This window comes from Cupriavidus sp. 05N38 (assembly GCF_056397345.1).
In genome coordinates this window covers 1-15284 of sequence record NZ_JBFTNF010000043.1, presented here as the reverse complement: position 1 = coordinate 15284, position 15284 = coordinate 1, and the positions used below count along the sequence as shown (strand labels likewise).

Genomic DNA, 15284 nt, shown 5'->3' with positions numbered 1-15284 from the left:
CCCTTACTTCCCTTACTTCCCTTACTTCCCTTACTTCCCTTCAGACCGCTTTTTCACGCAGCTGCTTTTTATTGATCTTGCCTACGCTGGTCTTCGGGATCGCCTCGACAAAGACGATGCGTTCCGCCTCGGGCACCGCGTACTTGCTGATGCGGCGGGACGCCACGTGCCCCATCAGCTGATCGCGGATCTGCGCGGGGCCCACTTCCGCCCCTGCCTCGCGCACCACGAAGGCCATCGGGCGTTCGCCCCACTTGGCATCCGGCACACCAATCACCGCGCACTCCAGCACGCCGGGTATCTCCGTGATCAGGTGCTCCACCTCGATGGAGGAAACCCATTCTCCGCCCGTCTTGATCACGTCCTTGATGCGGTCCACGATCTGCACGAAGCCGTCCGCGCCCATCACCGCGACATCCTGGGTATGCAGGTAGCCGCCCGCCCACAGTTCCTCCGAGGCTGCCGGCTTCCCGAAATAGCCCTTGGTCAGGAACGGTGCGCGCAGCACGATCTCGCCGCGGCTCTTGCCGTCGCGCGGCAGGTCCTGCATGTCTTCGCTGACGATACGGTAGTCCACCAGCGTCACCGGGCGGCCTGTCGAGCAGCGCATGCGGACTTCTTCCGCACGGTCGCTCGGCTTGCACCCTGGCGGCAACTGGGCCAGCGAGACGATCGGGCCGGTCTCCGACATGCCATAGCCGGCGAAGATGTCGATGCCTCGCGCCAGTGCCGCTTCGCACAGGACCGGCGGCAGCGCCGAGCCACCGATGATGATCTTCCAGCCCGAAAGATCCTGGGCGCCGTCCTGCGAGGACTGCAGCAGCATCTGCAAGATGGTCGGCACGCAGTGCGAGAAGGTGACCTTCTCCGTCTCACGCAGCTTCAGCAGCATGTCGGGCGCGTAGCGGCCCGGCAACACGGTGCGCAGGCCCAGCATGACGGCGATGTACGGGATGCCCCATGCCAGCACGTGGAACATCGGCGTGATCGGCATGTAGACATCCTCGCGGTGCATGCGCTGGCCCTCGCGGGGCGAGCACAGGCTCGCAGAGGTTGCCAGCGTGTGCAGCACGATGTCGCGGTGGCTGTAGCAGACGCCCTTGGGGTCGCCGGTGGTGCCGGTGGTGTAGAAGGTGGCGGCCTTGGTGTTCTCGTCGAAATCCGGGAAGGCGAAATCGGGCGAGGCCGCATCCACCAGGGCCTCGTACTCGCCCGCCAGCGGCAGCGTCAGCGCCGGTGCGGCCTCGCCGTCCGCCATCAGGACCAGGCGCGGGTTGCCTGTGAGCTGCCCGCGGATCTCTTCGAGCACCGGCGCGAAGTCGGGGTGAAACAGGATGACGTCCGCGCCGGCGTCGTTCAGCGTGTACAGGATCTGCTGGGGCGAAAGCCGCACGTTTACCGTAAACAGCGTCGCGCCCATCATCGGCACGCCGAAGTAGCATTCCAGGTAGCGATGGCTGTCCCAGTCCATCACCGCGACCGTGGTGCCGTGCCCGGCGCCGAGCGAGGTCAGCGCCGAGGCCAGCTGGCCGATGCGGCGGCGGAAATCGCGGAAGGTGTAGCGCATCTGGCCGCGGTAGCTGATTTCCTGGTCGCCATGGAGACTCAGGGAATTGATCAGCAGCTGCTTGACCAGCAGCGGGTAGGCGTACGCGGACTGCGTGGGAATAACCAGGTTGTCTTGCATGATTGTGTTGCCTCCACGCGCGCTCAGAACGGCTTGCTGCCGATGATACCCGCGCGCTCCATCTTGCGGTGGCACGGCGCATAGTCCATCACCGCATAGTGCTGGGTAGCACTGTTGTCCCAGATGGCCACGCTGTCGGGTTGCCAGCGCCAGCGCACCTGGTACTCAGGGACATATGCCTGGCTGACGAGGTAGCGCAGCAGATCGGCCGCGCCGGGATTGGCGTCCTGGCCAAAACGTACGCGGGCGGCCGTGTGGTAGTTGGTGAAATGCGTGGTGAAGGCATTCACGTAGAGGATCTTTTCGCCGGTCTCCGGGTGCGTGCGCACCACCGGGTGCTCCGCATCGGGAAACTGGGCCTTGAGCGACAGCCGCTTTTCGATCGGCATGGCCGCGCCGAAGGAGGCCTCGATGCTGTGGCGCGCACGAAGGTCGGCAATCTGCTCCTTGATGTGCGCCGGGAGCCTTTCATAGGCAAGCGCCATGTTTGCCCACATGGTGTCGCCGCCCACCGGCGGGCACTCCACGCAGCGCAGCACGGCGCCGAACTGCGGCGCTTCGCGCCAGGTGGTATCCGAATGCCAGGCGTTCTCGTAACGGTCGTTGGGCTGGTCCGGGGTCTTGTAGATGCGCACCAGGCCCGGGTGCTCGGGATCGCTGCCGGCAACGGGGTGATCCTCGAGCTCGCCAAAGCGGCGCGCAAAGGCGACATGCTCATCACGGCTGAAATGCTGGTTGCGCAGGAACAGCACGCGATGCTTGAGCAGCAGTGAGCGGATTTCGGCGAACAGGCCAGCGTCGCCAACGGCGTCGGCAAGATTGACACCGGCCAGTTCCGCGCCCAGTGCGCAGGTGAGTTGATGGACTTGCATGTGCATCCCTCCTCAGATGACGAAGATCGACGAGCCCGTCGTCTTGCGCGATTCCAGGTCACGATGGGCCTGCACCGCATCCTCCAGGGCGTAGCGCTGGTTGATTTCGATCTTGATACGGCCGGCGCCGACGTGATCGAACAGTTCCGAGGCCAGTGCCGTCTTCTCCGCCGGATCGAAAATGTAGTCGGCCAGTGCCGGCCGGGTCAGGAACACGGACCCCTTCATGGCCAGCAGCACGGGGTCGAACGGCGGGATCGGGCCCGAGGCCGTGCCGACGCACACCATGGTGCCGCGGCGCTTGAGCGAATCCAGCGACGCCATGAAGGTCGTCTTGCCCACGCTGTCGAACACCACGGACACACCCACGCCGTCGGTCAGTTCGCGCACCCGCTTTGCCACGTCCTCATGGCTGTAGTTGATGATGTGGTCGCAGCCGTGGGCGCGGGCCACTTCGGCCTTGGCTTCGGTGGAGACGGTGCCGATCACGGTCAGGCCCAGCAGCTTGGCCCATTGCGAAACGATCAACCCGACGCCGCCGGCCGCGGCATGCAGCAGGATGGTGTCGCCCGCCTTGAAGGGATGGATCCGGCGCATCAGGTAGGCCGAGGTCAGGCCGCGCATGGTCATGGCCGCGGCGGTCTCGAAGCCGATGGTTTCCGGCAGGCGGATCAGCGGCGCGGCCGGCACCAGCCGCTCGGTGCTGTAGGCACCCAGCGTGTTGATGAAACCGGTGTAGGTCACGCGATCGCCGACGGCCACGTTGGTCACGCCCGGGCCAATGGCCTGCACCACGCCGGCGGCTTCCACGCCCATGCCCGCGGGCAGCGGTACCGGGTAAGTGCCATTGCGGAAATAGGTGTCGGCGTAGTTCAKGCCGGCCGCCACGTGGCGGATGCGCACCTGGCCGGGGCCGGGATCGCCGACTTCCATGTCCTCGTAGCGAAGAACTTCCGGCGCTCCGGCCTCGTACATGCGGACTACCTTTGCCATGCTTATCTCCTTGATCTGTCGCTGCGGCGCAGAGTGCGCCGCGCATGCAGAGAATGTAGGCCCTGGCTGGCCGCGGCGCTTTGCATTTGCCCCCGCGGACTTTGCATTTCATGCCACGCGCGCCTATCATCCGGCTTGCGAAGACAAGACGGGCAACCCGCCAAGGGCAAACCCGGAGCAGGCAAAAGAGCAAAGAGGAGACTGAATTGGAGACGCTGGTGCGTGCGGCTGCACTGACCAACTTCTTTGAAGTGGCAGGAGACCTTGGCATCAACCCGCAGTCGCTGCTGCGCGCGGCGAAACTGAGCCGTATGCTGCTGGCCGATCCGGACCAGCGCATTCCCGTCAATGCCTGTGCCACGCTGCTGGAGTCCGCCGCGCTGGCGGCCGATTGCCCGACCTTCGGCCTGCGCATGGCCGAATCGCGCCAGTTGTCGGACTTTGGCGTGATGAGCCTGCTGATCAGCCAGCAACCCACGCTGCGGGATGCGCTGGTTACCACCATCCGCTACCGGCACCTGGTCAACGAGTCGGTGGCAATCGTGCTGGAGAACGCTGGCAAGGCCGTCATCATCCGGCAGGAACTCGTGCTGAACGCGCCCTCGCGGCAGGCCACCGAACTTGCCATCGGCGTGGTTTTCCGCATGTGCAGGGCGCTGCTGGGCCCGCACTGGCGACCGCACAGCGTCAACTTCACGCACCCGGCACCCGCCGACCTGGGTGTCCACCGGAGGCTGTTCGGCTGCCCGCTGGAGTTCGACAGCGAGTTCAACGGCATCGTCTGCCTGGCGGCAGACCTGGACGCGCCGAATCCAACCGGGGATCCGGCCATGGCTCGCCATGCGCAGCGCTTCGTCGAGATGCTGCCTCGCGTCAATGAGCCGTCCATCGGCCGTGACGTGCGCAATGCCGTCTACCTGATGTTGCCGATGGGCCGCGCCACCTGCGAGGGCGTCGCCCAAGGCCTGGGCCTGAGCCTGCGAACCATGCAGCGCCAGCTTGATGAAGCGGGCGAGACCTTCACGGACATCCTCAATGAAGTCCGTAGCCAGCTGGCACGACGCTATGTGGGGAACCCGCAGTATTCCCTGCTGCGGGTGTCCGAACTGCTCGGCTACGGCTGCGCTAGCTCGTTCACGCGCTGGTTCTCCGCCCAGTTCGGTGAATCGCCGGTGGCCTGGCGCCGCAGGCATGCCGCCAGCACGCCGGCATCCAGGCAAAGCGAAGGCGCAGCCACAGAGGTGACGCAGAGCGATCCCCCATAGCTGTGTTCCATTGAGCACAGTCGGCGTGTTGCCTTCTTGCATCCCGGACCGGTAAGACGCCACGCTTCAGCTATATTCGAGCAAGTGGGTCAAGCGGCATCCCGCCAGCGGCGCGCCCCGGACTTGCGGGACGCTGGCGAAGACCCGCGCGGCAGAATGCGCTCCTTAAATACGTAGACGGCTTTCCCGAAGTTGCGCAGGTCACCAGGATCGTCAGGGGAGACGGGTGCCATGGTCTTCTACATCTGTGTCTTCGTTGCCGGCATTGCCGACAACGCCGATGACGTGTTCCAGCCCCTGCCGCCTGGACCCGGCGTCGATGCACGCATGGCGAAGACAAGCAGGCCTGATGCGGGCGCGTGCGCCATATGCCGGCCCTGATCCGTCCACGGCGCGCACTGTTGGCCGGCCTGCTCGCGTTGAGCGGCTGCGCGCGCGTGGGTCCGGACTTCCAGGCGCAGCGCGAGAACTGGACCAGCCAGTGGAACAGCCCGGCTGTCGGACAGGCCAGCGAGCAACGGTTGCAACCCGATTTGCGGCAGTGGTGGCAGGTCTTCGCCGACCCGACCCTGGAACGCCTGATCGCCGAAGCCGATGCGCACAATGCCGGCTTGAGGATTGCCGGGCTGCGCGTGCTGGAAGCCCGCGCCCAGTTGGGCATTGCCCTGAGCGGGCGCTATCCGCAACGCCAACAGGTCAGTGCCGACGCCCTGTACATGGATCGCCGGCAGTCCGGCGGCCGCAACGCCCAGAATAGCCGCTTCTGGCAGTACAGCGCGGGCTTCGACATCGGCTGGGAGCTGGATTTCTGGGGACGCTTCAGCCGCGCCATCGAGTCGGCCGATGCCGCTTATTTCGCCGCCATGGCCAACCATGAGGACGTGCTGGTCTTGCTGCATGCGCAGATGGCCGAGACCTACTTCGCCCTGCGCACCGCCGAAGCGCGCCTGCGCATCGCCCGCGAGAACGCCCGCCTGCAGAAGCGCAGCTATGAGATCACCGAGCGCCTGTTCAAGGGCGGCGAAAGTGATGAGCTGGATCTCCAGCAGGCCAAGACGCAGTACCTTGGCACCCTGAGCAGCATCCCCGAACTGGAAAACCAGATCGTGCTTACCCGCAATGCCCTGGCTATCCTGATCGGCCGCCCCCCCGGGCAGTTGCCTGAACTGCCGGAGCTGGCGCAGAGGGAGGGAGTGATCCCGCTGATTGACCGCGCGGTACTGCAAGACGTGCCAGCCAATCTGCTGCTGCGCCGTCCGGATATCCGCGCCGCCGAACTGCAGGTCGCGGCGCAATCGGCGCTCATCGGCGTGGCGAAGGCAGATCTCTATCCTTCGCTGTCGCTGCTCGGCAGCATCTCCTGGTCCGCCAGCTCTCTGGCGGGCACGCCGAATAACCTCGCCCTGATCGGTGGTCCCAGCCTGCGCTGGAACGTGTTCGACTATGGCCGCATCAAGAACAATGTGCGCGTGCAGGATGCGCGTCTGCAGCAACTGATTGTCGCCTACCAGGACAGCGTGCGGCAGGCGGCGCGCGAAGCCGACGATGCCGCCAGCAGCCTGGTCAGGGCACTGGAGCGCGAGGACATCCTGCGCGAGGCGTCGCTGGCCGCCGACCGCTCGCTGACGCTGGCCAGCGCGCTTTTCCGCGAGGGCTACTCGGACTTCCAGCGCGTGCTGGATGCCCAGCGCGCGCTGTTTGCCCAGCAGGACGCCTACCTGGTCAACCGCAGCAATGCCGTGAGCGACCTGATTGCCCTCTACAAGGCACTGGGCGGGGGCTGGTACAGCGGGCAACCGCTGGTCGACCCGGCCACCCGCGAACAAATGCGGCAACGGACCGACTGGGGCGATCTGCTGGATGAGGCGGACCGCCAGCACACCAGCGCGAAGCTCCCCTCGCAGAGGCCCGACTCCGATGAGTGATACCCAGCGACCCCTGGCATCCACCCCGCCCGAAGTGCCGGCCAGTGCGCCAGCCGATGCGCCAGCCAATGCGCCAGCCGATGCGTCGGCCGCGTCGTCGTCCAATACGCCGGCCAGCACACAACCACAGGCCGACCCCGGCAGGAAGGCGCTCAGGCTTGTCATCGGCCTGATTGTGCTGAGCCTGGCCTGGTATCTGCTGGCCGACCGGTTTACCCCTTACACCCAGCAGGCCCGGGTGCAAGCCTTCGTGGTACCGGTCGCCGCGGAAGTGTCCGGGCGGGTGACGCGCGTGCATGTGCGCAACAACCAGGATGTCGCGGCCGGCGCGCTACTGTTTGAAGTCGATCCGGTGCACTACCGGATCGCGGTAGACCGCGCCCGTGCCGACCTCGAATCCACGCGCCGCCAGATCGGCGCCAACACTGCCGGCATCGATTCGGCGCGGGCATCCCTGCGCGCCGCCATCGCCAACGAAACCAAGGCACGCCAGGACAGCGAGCGCCTCGAACGCCTCTACAGCGAGGACCAGGGTACCGTCTCGCTGCGCCGCCTGGAGGTGGCCCGCGCCACCCACGAACAGGCCGCGGGCCAGGTCGCCGCGGCCCGCGCCGAAGTGGAGCGCGCGAAAGAACTGCAGGGCGGCAGCGAGGAAGAGAACGCCAAGCTGCGCAGCGCCGCCACGGCCCTGGAAAAAGCCGAACTGGACCTGGCCAATACCCAGGTACGTGCGCGCACCGCCGGCCTGATCACGGATCTGCGCACCGAAGCCGGGCTGTATGCCGCGGCCGGCGCGCCAGTCATGACACTGATCGCCATCCACGATGTGTGGGTGAGCGCGGACCTGACCGAAAACAACCTGGGCCACGTCGACGTCGGCACACCGGTTGGCATCGTGCTCGATGCCTTTCCAGGCAGGGTCTTCGAAGGCCGCGTGCGCAGCATCGGCTACGGCATCAGCACGGGCCAGAGCACCCCGCCCGGCAGCCTGCCGACAGTACAGAACAGCCGCGACTGGCTGCGCCCGGCCCAGCGCTTCCCGGTGGTTGTCGAGTTCGCGCCCGGCCAACTGGCCGCGCTTCGGGGCATCCGCGTGGGCGGGCAGGCCGAAGTCATGGCCTTTCCCGGCGAGGGCAATCCGCTCCATCCGCCCGGCCGCCTGTTCCTGCGCTTGATGAGCTGGCTTTCCTATGTCTACTGATTGCGTTCATGCCAACGTAGCCGCGCCGCCGTCCCGGGGTCCGCTGCGCCTGGCCAGCGGCACGGCGTTATGCCTGGCAATCAGCTTCGGCCTGGACTTTTCCATCCCCATGGTCGCGCCGGTGCTCGCCGTGTTCCTGCTCGCCACGCTCGACCGCCCGCTCCCGCTCAAGGCAGGGTTGGGGCTGGCCCTGATGGTGACGCTCACCACCGGCAGCGGCCTGCTGCTCATCCCCGTGCTGCGCTATTACCCGTTCAGCGGCGTGTTGCTGGTCGCGCTATGCCTCTACCTGGCCTTTCGCTTCGGCCTGCGCGGCGGAAACAACCTGGTCGCCACCTTCCTGGTGGCTGGCCTCACCATGATCTCCGCCGCCGGATTTGCTGATTTCGGGCTGGCCCTGACGGTCATCGGCGCCCTGGCCAAGGGGCTTCTGCTCGGCGTGCTGGTGCTGGCGCTCAGTCACTGGCTGTTTCCCGAACCCGCCCGCAGGCGTCCCGGGCCCGCCGCCCCGGCCGTGCCGGCCGGCGACGCCGACCGGCTGGCCCTGCGCGCCGCGCTGGTGGTGTTGCCGGCCTTCCTGCTGGCACTGACCGCGCCGGACAGCTACATGCCGATCATCATGAAATCCGTCACCCTCGGCAGGCAAAGCTGCACCACCAAGGCTCACGGTGCCGCCCGCGAGCTGCTGGGATCCACCTTGCTCGGCGGGCTGCTGGCGGTCCTGTTCTGGTGCGCACTCAAACTGTTCGTGCACCTGTGGATGTTTTACCTGTGGATGCTGCTGTTCGGCCTGCTGCTGGGGCGCAAGCTCTATGCGACCAGCCCGACACGCCAGCCGCCCGGCTTCTGGGTGAACACCTTCGTGACCCTGATCATCCTGCTCGGCCAGTCGGTCCAGGACAGCCGTGCCGGCAAGGACGTCTACACGGCCTTTGCGATACGGATGGGGCTTTTCATTGCCGTCACCCTGTATGCCTGCCTGGTGCTCCAGCTCCTCGACCATCGCCGCCGCGATCGACCGCGCGGCGCCTGACCAACATATCGACCATGCTCCTCCAATTCCTGGCTGCAGCCCCCGTCATGTTGCTATGCCTGCCGCTGCAGGCCGTCGTCGTTGCCATCTGCCTGCGCCGTTATGCGCGCTTCAGGCGGACCCGGCAAGGACATGAATCCCTATGGGCGGATATCGTGCTGCTGTCTGGCGTGATGCTGCTGACCTTGCTCTGCAATATCGCGCAGATTGCCATATGGGCTACCTTGTTCCTGATGCTCGGCGAGTTCCGTGATTTCTCCACGGCGCTGTATCACTCTGGGGTCAACTTCTCCACCCTTGGCTATGGCGATATCGTGATGTCCGAACGCTGGCGCCTGCTCGGGCCACTGGAAGCGGCCAACGGCATCCTGATGTTCGGTGTCTCTACCTCGTTGATGACGGCTGCGGTGCTGGATGTGATCAGGTATGGCAAGACCGAGGGCGGATCGCCTTGATCGGGTGCGGTCCGGCCCTGCCTGCCCGGACTGGCGTTGGCGCCGCAGACGCGGGCGCCGCCAGTAGTCATTGCGCGACACCGCGCGCCTTCGGATTTGACATACGTCCGGGCATGACTACGCTTAGTCTGGTCTGCACCTCAGGGCCAGACCAGTCGGTTCGAGCACGCCAGCGTCATCGTCACTCAATGGAGAGCGTATGCGGATGTCCCGGAAATCCATGCTGGCCAGCCTGATGGCGCTGGGAATTGCCACCGCTGGCCTGGCCCAGCCCGCGCCGGGCCAGGGTGCCGCCAATGCCATATCCGAGGCCGTACAGAGCGGCGCCAGTCCCTATCGCCCTCCGTCGGCCGACGCACTGAGTCCGGATGACGCCAGGCGCGCCAGGTGCGAGGAGCTCAAGGAGCAATTCAACGCCACCTCGAGCCAGCGGTCTTACCAGTCATCCGGCCCGGCCACGCAAAACGCGCAGGGGCGCACCATTCCCAAGATCGAGCGCGACCAGACGCGCAAGCAATTGCAGGAGACCTACCGCGCCAACTGCACGTAGCGAGGCGGCAACGCGGGGCTGCCCTTGTGGGACTGCCTTGCCGCGTGCGAAGCACGACACCGTGTCTCGACCATGTGCGTCAAGGATGTTGCGGTGTTCCGGAGTACCATGAAAACGCGGATTCCCGAGGAGAATGCGATGGCGATGAAACACAAATTACGCGTGGCGATGGCCGTGGGATGCATGACGCTGGCGCTGGTATCGGGTACTCCCCGCGCGGAAGACATCCCGTTGGTCACCGGCAGGCATTGGACCGAGTCATCGGAACAAATGAAAAAGGCTTACCTCGTCGGTATCGCCAATCTGGCCCTGGTCGATATCGCCTATCAGGCTGGCAAGCCGCCGACCGACTCCCAGAGCATCGTCCCACGCCTTGCGAAAGGGCTGAAGGGCCAGACCCTCGACACGGTGCGCGAAGGACTCGACCGCTGGTACGCCGCGCATCCGGACCAGTTGCAGCGACCCGTCCTCGAAACGATTTGGTTCGAAATGGTTGTGCCCGGGCTTCAGCGCACCAAGTAGGAGAATCAGATGAAACGACTCGAACGAATTGGCGTGACGCTCGCCCTCGCCGGCGTTGTTGGCTGCACGAACATGACGCCGCAGCAACAAGGGACGGTGACCGGCGCGGGCGTGGGAGCCCTGGCGGGCGCAGGCATTGCGGCCATCGCGGGAGGCAGTGGCTGGACGGGGGCCGCCATAGGTGCGGTCGCCGGCGGCGTCGCGGGCAATATCAAGGGAAGCAAATAGCGCTGAGAGAGCGAGCCTCGGGGACCTCAACCCGGCTGGGGGGGGTGAAGATGGACGCACCGAAGCAGTCGTCCAGGCTTCAACGCGCCGACTGCCAGGCCCGATGCCCGCCAGCCAGCGAGGCGTGCCAGGATTTGCCTCTCCACTCAGCCATCGGTCTCCTCCCGGTCCACCCAATCCACGGGATAGGTCGCGAGATAGCTGCTGACGGCGGCGCCCAGTGTCGGGAAGAATGCCGTCTCGCCTATCCGCGCGAACAGCCCGAATCGTTTCAGCTTGTCCTTGACGGGATCCTTCATCTCGGCCACGCACAGCTCGATGCCAGCCGCGTGCAAGGTTCCGTCCAGCTCGGCAAGCATGTCCGCGGAGGTGACGTCCACGCTGGTGACCGGCTCCGCCGAAACGACCAGCCAGCGTACCGGCGTGGGCGATGCCGCCACCGCATCCAGCACGCGGTCATGGAACAGTTCGGCGTTGGCAAAGAACAAGGGCGCATCCCAGCGAAACAGGACCAGGCCGGGGATCAGGCGCGCTTCGGGGTAGCGCTTGATGTCATGGTAGCCCTTGACGCCCTCGGCGCGACCCAGCACCGCAGAGTAAGGGCGCCAGCCGTCCCAGAGGAATTCGATGACGGCAATCACGATGGCCAGGCCAATGCCTTGAATCGCACCCAGCACAGCCACGCCGACCGTACAGACGATCGATAGCCAGAACTCCCAGCGCTGGATGCGATAGATCCGTCGCAGGTCGGCGACCTCGATCAGCCCGATGGCCGATGCGATCACCACCGCGGCCAGTGCGCTGGTGGGCAGATCCTGCAGCAGGTCCGGYGCCACCAGCAGCAGCAGGGCAACGGCAAGCGCGCCGACTACGCCGGACAGCTGGGTCCTGGCACCGGCGGCCTCGGCCACGGGCGTACGGGACGAACTGCTGCTGATGGCGAAGCCCTGAAAAAATCCGGCGGCCAGATTGGCGACGCCGAGCCCCACCATCTCCTGGTTCGGGTCGACATAGGTACGAGTCCGCGCCGCATAGACACGAGAGAGCACGCTGGTGTCCGCGAACGAGACAAGGGCAACGGCGAAACCGCCGGTCAGGACGGGGACGATATCGCCGGTGGTGATCCACGGGATGGCGAATGCTGGCAGGCCTTGCGGAAGAGGACCCAGGACCGACACCCCGAAGCGCGCGGCAAGGTCCAGCATGCCGACGGCGACGGTCGCTCCCACCACGGCGACCAGGATGGCCGGCACGCGCTTGTTTCCCTTGAGCAGCAGGATCACCACCAGGGTGGATGCGCCGACCATGAACGCGACCCAGTTGGTCTTTCCATCGATCACCGCTGTGGTGATAGCCCACGAATCTCTCAGCGGTCCGTCGGACTTGATCGAAAAGCCGAAAAGCTTGGGCAACTGGCTGATCAATACCGTCAGCGCGATTCCGTTCATGTACCCATAGYGAATCGGTTTGGAAAGAAGCTCGGTGATGAAGCCAAGGCGCGCTATGCCGGCCAGGATACACACCGCACCCGACACGACCGCCATCATGCCCGCAAGGGCGACCGCGCGATGCGCATCGCCCCCGGACAGTGGCAGGATGACAGCGAGGATGACGGCGGCCAGCGAGGAATCCGGGCCCAGCACCAGAATGCGGCTGGGCCCGAACAAGGCATAGACGAACAGCGGAACAATGGTCGCATAGAGACCATGGATGCCAGGCAGGCCCGACGCCACCGCGTAGGCGATGCCCACGGGTACCATCATCGTGGTGAGCACGAGCCCCGCCACGATATCGTGCCGCAGCCACGCCGCCTGGTACGCGCGGAGCGTGCGCAGTCCCGGCAGCCACCGGCCCCAGCCGGCATGATCGGTGACCCGGCGCGGAATCCGGCCAGGTTCGGGGTGCGGGGGTGGAGAATCCGGAGGGCTCATGAGGCCGCGGCTGTTCAGCCTGTTGTACGGCACAGCAAGGGTCCGACCCGGATCTTGGCGACGGCATCGTCACCGCCAGGAACGGAGCGCTCCCTGGCGCCGGTCCTCGCTAACGCCTGAACGCAGGAACAGGCGGGCCAACCGGCCTGCCAATCATTTCTGCCCGGCCTTGGCGCGTGCGGCAGAGATCGCCGTGTCACGCTCCTTGGCCGCGGCAGATTTCTGCTCGTCGAAGACCTTTTGCGCTTCGCCGACCTTGCGCTTGTATTCCTTCCTGGCGGCGGCGATTTCCTCGCGCATCTTCACGATTTCGTCATTTTGACCTTGCGCGGCCGCGGCCGAAGCGGCGTGGACCCAAGCCGGTGAAGCACTGAACGCCATCGCAAGCATGATGGATGTTGCCATCTTTACCATGATCCTCTCCCGCTTCGTTTATCTTCATCGCGGCAGCATTGAAGCCTGCCGCCACCTCGCCACATCGGCGCCTCAAACCAAGCGCTAATATAGTGCCCGGTTCACGAGAATCAAAGGAGCATCGAGAAGCACCACGCTCACGGTGCCTGGAGCACCAGGCAGGAATCCTTCATGCAACGCCGTTCCACCTGCCGCGCCCCGGTGGCGGTTTCATGGCCGGCTGGCCTGCGCCACGACCGAGGCCTGATAGCTGTCGACTGCCTGCTCCAGATCGAAGAACATCCGTTCGCGCCCCAGTGCAGCGCCCAGGGGCGCGCGCTGCACCAGTGCGAGCACCCCCGGGTTCAGCCCGACCAGCCACAACGCCCCGCCGTCCTCGCGCCACCTCGCCTCCGCCTCCGTCAGCATCTTGAGCGCCGTGTATTCGAGATCGAACACGGCACCGAGATCCAGCGCGATGACCTGCGGCTTCGTGGCGACGATCTGCAGGCGCAGCTTCTGGCCAAGCCGCTCGGCATTGGCGAAGAAGATACGGCCTTCCGGCCGCAGCATCAGCAGGCCCGGGAAGCTTTCATCCTCCGGGTGCTCGGCGCAGGCCGGCCGGAACACGTTGGTGCCCGGCTTGCGCCCGAGCACATGGAGCGGAGGGTCGGACACCTGATGGGCAAGCGCCACGAGCGAGACGACAATGGCGACGACGATCCCTTGCAGCGTGCCCAGCAGCACGACGCCGACCATGGCGATCAGCGCCCACAGGAACTCGGTGCGGCGCACATCGAGGATCGCGCGGAACTCCGCCGGCTGGATCAGGCCGACCGAGTACACGATCACCACCGCGGCGAGGGTGGCTTGCGGCATCTTCCCGATAAACGGCGCAAGCAGCAGCATCGTGCCCAGGGTCATGGCCGCGGTCACCAGCGTCGACAACTGCGTGCGCGCCCCGGCGACCCGGTTCACCGCGGTCTGCGACGTGCCGCCACCGGCCGGCATGGCGCCCGATAACGCGCCTGCGACATTGGCCAGGCCCGTCGCCAGCAGTTCCCGGTTTGCTGTCGGCGTGCGCTCGCCTCGCTGCGCAAACGCGCGGCCTGCCGCGATCGACTCGGTAAAGCTCATCAGCGCGATGCCCGCCGCTGCGGGCCAGAGGTCGGCAACCAGAGCGAAGTCCGGCATGACAAGCGTGGGCAAGCCGGTGGGTACGTGGCCGACCACTTCGACCCCGTGGCCTTGCAAGCCGAGCAGACCAACACCCGCTATCCCGGCGGCCACGGCAATCAGCGGGGCCGGCGCGCGCGGGAACACCCGCTCGATCGCCAGGAGCATGACAACGGTGACGGCCGCCACCGCCACGGTGTACACCGACGTGTGCCCAAGCCCGGTGCCGATGGCCAGCACATTGTGGAAAAACGTGCCCTTCGTAAAATGTATGCCCAGCAGCTTCGGGATCTGGTCCACCACGATCACGATCGCGATCCCCGCCTTGAATCCGGTCAGCACCGGGTCGGAAATGAAGTTGGCGACAAAGCCGAGCCGCAGCAGCGCGGCCAGCACGAGGATGACGCCCACCAGCACGGTCAGGGTCGCGCAAGCGGTCAGCAAGGTGCCAGCGTCGCCGCCAGGGGCCACCCGCCCGAGCGCGGTCGCCGCGAGGATGGCAAGCGTTGCCGTCGAACTCACGCTGAGCGGCCGCGACGTGCCGAGCAGCGCGTACACCACCATCGGCAGGAACGCGGTATAGAGCCCCACCTCGACCGGCAATCCGGCGACGGTCGCGTAGGCCAGCGCCTTGGGAATCACCACTGCGCCCGCCGTCAGGCCGGCCACGACATCCGGCTTGATCCAGTCTTTGCGGTACTCGCGGATCCACTCCGGCACCGGCAAGGGAAAGCCGCCGGACGAGTGCTTCGATGACTCATGTTCCATGCGAACCTTGCCTTCGCGCCCTGGACATCGCTACTTACTTGATCGAATAGCCGCGCCCTTCCATGCAGGCCGCGTAGGCCCGATAGTAGGTATCCATCGCGCCTTGACTCTGGGACTGCGCAGAGGCCTGGGCCGAGCGCTGGTTCTGCCGTGCCCGCGCCCCGCCGGCCATGGTCCCGACGGCAGCACCCGCGGCCGCGCCCTTGCCGGCATCGCCCGCAATGGCCCCGATGGCCGCGCCACCCGCCGCGCCGCGCGCCGCACCCCGCACGCGCTCCCCTCCGC

General features: G+C 66.1%; 16 protein-coding genes. 9 read left to right on the top strand and 7 right to left on the bottom strand.

What is annotated here, in order from left to right; all coding sequences use genetic code 11:
* Window positions 1–40: 40 nt before the first annotated feature.
* The 3 genes from AC1DK4_RS26830 to AC1DK4_RS26820 are packed head-to-tail and all read right to left on the bottom strand — an operon-like array spanning window position 41 to window position 3552.
* Complete coding sequence (locus tag AC1DK4_RS26830; RefSeq protein WP_441614431.1) at window positions 41–1687, bottom strand: fatty acid--CoA ligase; 1647 nt, start codon at window positions 1685–1687, stop codon at window positions 41–43.
* A 23-nt stretch (window positions 1688–1710) separates the two neighbouring features.
* Window positions 1711–2559, bottom strand: a complete 849-nt coding sequence (locus AC1DK4_RS26825; protein ID WP_441614433.1) for a TauD/TfdA dioxygenase family protein — start codon at window positions 2557–2559, stop codon at window positions 1711–1713.
* Between the two features lie 12 nt (window positions 2560–2571).
* Complete coding sequence (locus AC1DK4_RS26820; RefSeq protein ID WP_477131881.1) at window positions 2572–3552, bottom strand: quinone oxidoreductase family protein; 981 nt, start codon at window positions 3550–3552, stop codon at window positions 2572–2574.
* Between the two features lie 206 nt (window positions 3553–3758).
* On the opposite strand from AC1DK4_RS26820, the gene AC1DK4_RS26815 reads away from it, so the two are divergent.
* The 9 genes from AC1DK4_RS26815 to AC1DK4_RS26775 all read left to right on the top strand — a co-directional run bounded on the left by AC1DK4_RS26815 (window position 3759) and on the right by AC1DK4_RS26775 (window position 10731).
* Window positions 3759–4817, top strand: a complete 1059-nt coding sequence (locus tag AC1DK4_RS26815; RefSeq protein ID WP_441614437.1) for an AraC family transcriptional regulator — start codon at window positions 3759–3761, stop codon at window positions 4815–4817.
* A gap of 231 nt (window positions 4818–5048) precedes the next feature.
* Window positions 5049–5198, top strand: a complete 150-nt coding sequence (locus AC1DK4_RS26810) for a hypothetical protein (RefSeq protein ID WP_441614439.1) — start codon at window positions 5049–5051, stop codon at window positions 5196–5198.
* Window positions 5186–6742, top strand: coding sequence for an efflux transporter outer membrane subunit (locus AC1DK4_RS26805; RefSeq protein WP_441614441.1), 1557 nt, complete (start codon window positions 5186–5188; stop codon window positions 6740–6742). The genes AC1DK4_RS26810 and AC1DK4_RS26805 overlap by 13 nt, the downstream gene beginning before the upstream one ends.
* Window positions 6735–7943: an HlyD family secretion protein gene (locus AC1DK4_RS26800; RefSeq protein ID WP_441614443.1), complete on the top strand. Its 1209-nt coding sequence runs from the start codon at window positions 6735–6737 to the stop codon at window positions 7941–7943. Before AC1DK4_RS26805 ends, AC1DK4_RS26800 begins: the two co-directional genes overlap by 8 nt.
* On the top strand, window positions 7933–8976 hold the full coding sequence (locus tag AC1DK4_RS26795; RefSeq protein ID WP_441614445.1) for a DUF2955 domain-containing protein: 1044 nt from the start codon (window positions 7933–7935) through the stop codon (window positions 8974–8976). Before AC1DK4_RS26800 ends, AC1DK4_RS26795 begins: the two co-directional genes overlap by 11 nt.
* 14 nt (window positions 8977–8990) lie before the next feature.
* On the top strand, window positions 8991–9431 hold the full coding sequence (locus AC1DK4_RS26790) for an ion channel (protein ID WP_441614447.1): 441 nt from the start codon (window positions 8991–8993) through the stop codon (window positions 9429–9431).
* Window positions 9432–9630: 199 nt separating this feature from the next.
* On the top strand, window positions 9631–9981 hold the full coding sequence (locus tag AC1DK4_RS26785; protein WP_441614448.1) for a hypothetical protein: 351 nt from the start codon (window positions 9631–9633) through the stop codon (window positions 9979–9981).
* Window positions 9982–10149: 168 nt separating this feature from the next.
* Window positions 10150–10503 (top strand): hypothetical protein, encoded by a 354-nt coding sequence (locus AC1DK4_RS26780; RefSeq protein WP_441614739.1) that lies wholly within the window; start codon window positions 10150–10152, stop codon window positions 10501–10503.
* Window positions 10504–10512: 9 nt separating this feature from the next.
* Window positions 10513–10731 carry a YMGG-like glycine zipper-containing protein gene (locus AC1DK4_RS26775; protein WP_441614450.1) on the top strand — a complete coding sequence of 73 codons (219 nt, stop codon included), beginning with the start codon at window positions 10513–10515 and terminating at the stop codon, window positions 10729–10731.
* A 146-nt stretch (window positions 10732–10877) separates the two neighbouring features.
* Here AC1DK4_RS26775 and AC1DK4_RS26770 read toward each other — a convergent pair whose 3' ends face one another.
* The 4 genes from AC1DK4_RS26770 to AC1DK4_RS26755 form a co-directional block, all read right to left on the bottom strand.
* Window positions 10878–12662: a SulP family inorganic anion transporter gene (locus AC1DK4_RS26770; RefSeq protein ID WP_477131884.1), complete on the bottom strand. Its 1785-nt coding sequence runs from the start codon at window positions 12660–12662 to the stop codon at window positions 10878–10880.
* A gap of 153 nt (window positions 12663–12815) precedes the next feature.
* Window positions 12816–13067, bottom strand: coding sequence for a hypothetical protein (locus AC1DK4_RS26765; RefSeq protein ID WP_441614452.1), 252 nt, complete (start codon window positions 13065–13067; stop codon window positions 12816–12818).
* A 219-nt stretch (window positions 13068–13286) separates the two neighbouring features.
* Window positions 13287–14999 carry a SulP family inorganic anion transporter gene (locus AC1DK4_RS26760; RefSeq protein ID WP_441614454.1) on the bottom strand — a complete coding sequence of 571 codons (1713 nt, stop codon included), beginning with the start codon at window positions 14997–14999 and terminating at the stop codon, window positions 13287–13289.
* Window positions 15000–15033: 34 nt separating this feature from the next.
* Window positions 15034–15284, bottom strand: a 251-nt coding sequence (locus AC1DK4_RS26755; RefSeq protein WP_477131880.1) for a glycine zipper family protein, incomplete at its 5' end; no start/stop codon positions are given.

Bases quoted from the DNA above. Each gene is read 5' to 3' on its own strand.
- AC1DK4_RS26780 (WP_441614739.1), top strand. From the start codon at position 10,150: ATGGCCGTGGGATGCATGACGCTGGCGCTGGTATCGGGTACTCCCCGC.
- AC1DK4_RS26810 (WP_441614439.1), top strand. From the start codon at position 5,049: ATGGTCTTCTACATCTGTGTCTTCGTTGCCGGCATTGCCGACAACGCC.
- AC1DK4_RS26795 (WP_441614445.1), top strand. From the start codon at position 7,933: ATGTCTACTGATTGCGTTCATGCCAACGTAGCCGCGCCGCCGTCCCGG.
- AC1DK4_RS26775 (WP_441614450.1), top strand. From the start codon at position 10,513: ATGAAACGACTCGAACGAATTGGCGTGACGCTCGCCCTCGCCGGCGTT.
- AC1DK4_RS26790 (WP_441614447.1), top strand. From the start codon at position 8,991: ATGCTCCTCCAATTCCTGGCTGCAGCCCCCGTCATGTTGCTATGCCTG.
- AC1DK4_RS26825 (WP_441614433.1), bottom strand. From the start codon at position 2,559: ATGCAAGTCCATCAACTCACCTGCGCACTGGGCGCGGAACTGGCCGGT.
- AC1DK4_RS26765 (WP_441614452.1), bottom strand. From the start codon at position 13,067: ATGGCAACATCCATCATGCTTGCGATGGCGTTCAGTGCTTCACCGGCT.
- AC1DK4_RS26760 (WP_441614454.1), bottom strand. From the start codon at position 14,999: ATGGAACATGAGTCATCGAAGCACTCGTCCGGCGGCTTTCCCTTGCCG.
- AC1DK4_RS26830 (WP_441614431.1), bottom strand. From the start codon at position 1,687: ATGCAAGACAACCTGGTTATTCCCACGCAGTCCGCGTACGCCTACCCG.
- AC1DK4_RS26800 (WP_441614443.1), top strand. From the start codon at position 6,735: ATGAGTGATACCCAGCGACCCCTGGCATCCACCCCGCCCGAAGTGCCG.
- AC1DK4_RS26785 (WP_441614448.1), top strand. From the start codon at position 9,631: ATGCGGATGTCCCGGAAATCCATGCTGGCCAGCCTGATGGCGCTGGGA.
- AC1DK4_RS26805 (WP_441614441.1), top strand. From the start codon at position 5,186: ATGCCGGCCCTGATCCGTCCACGGCGCGCACTGTTGGCCGGCCTGCTC.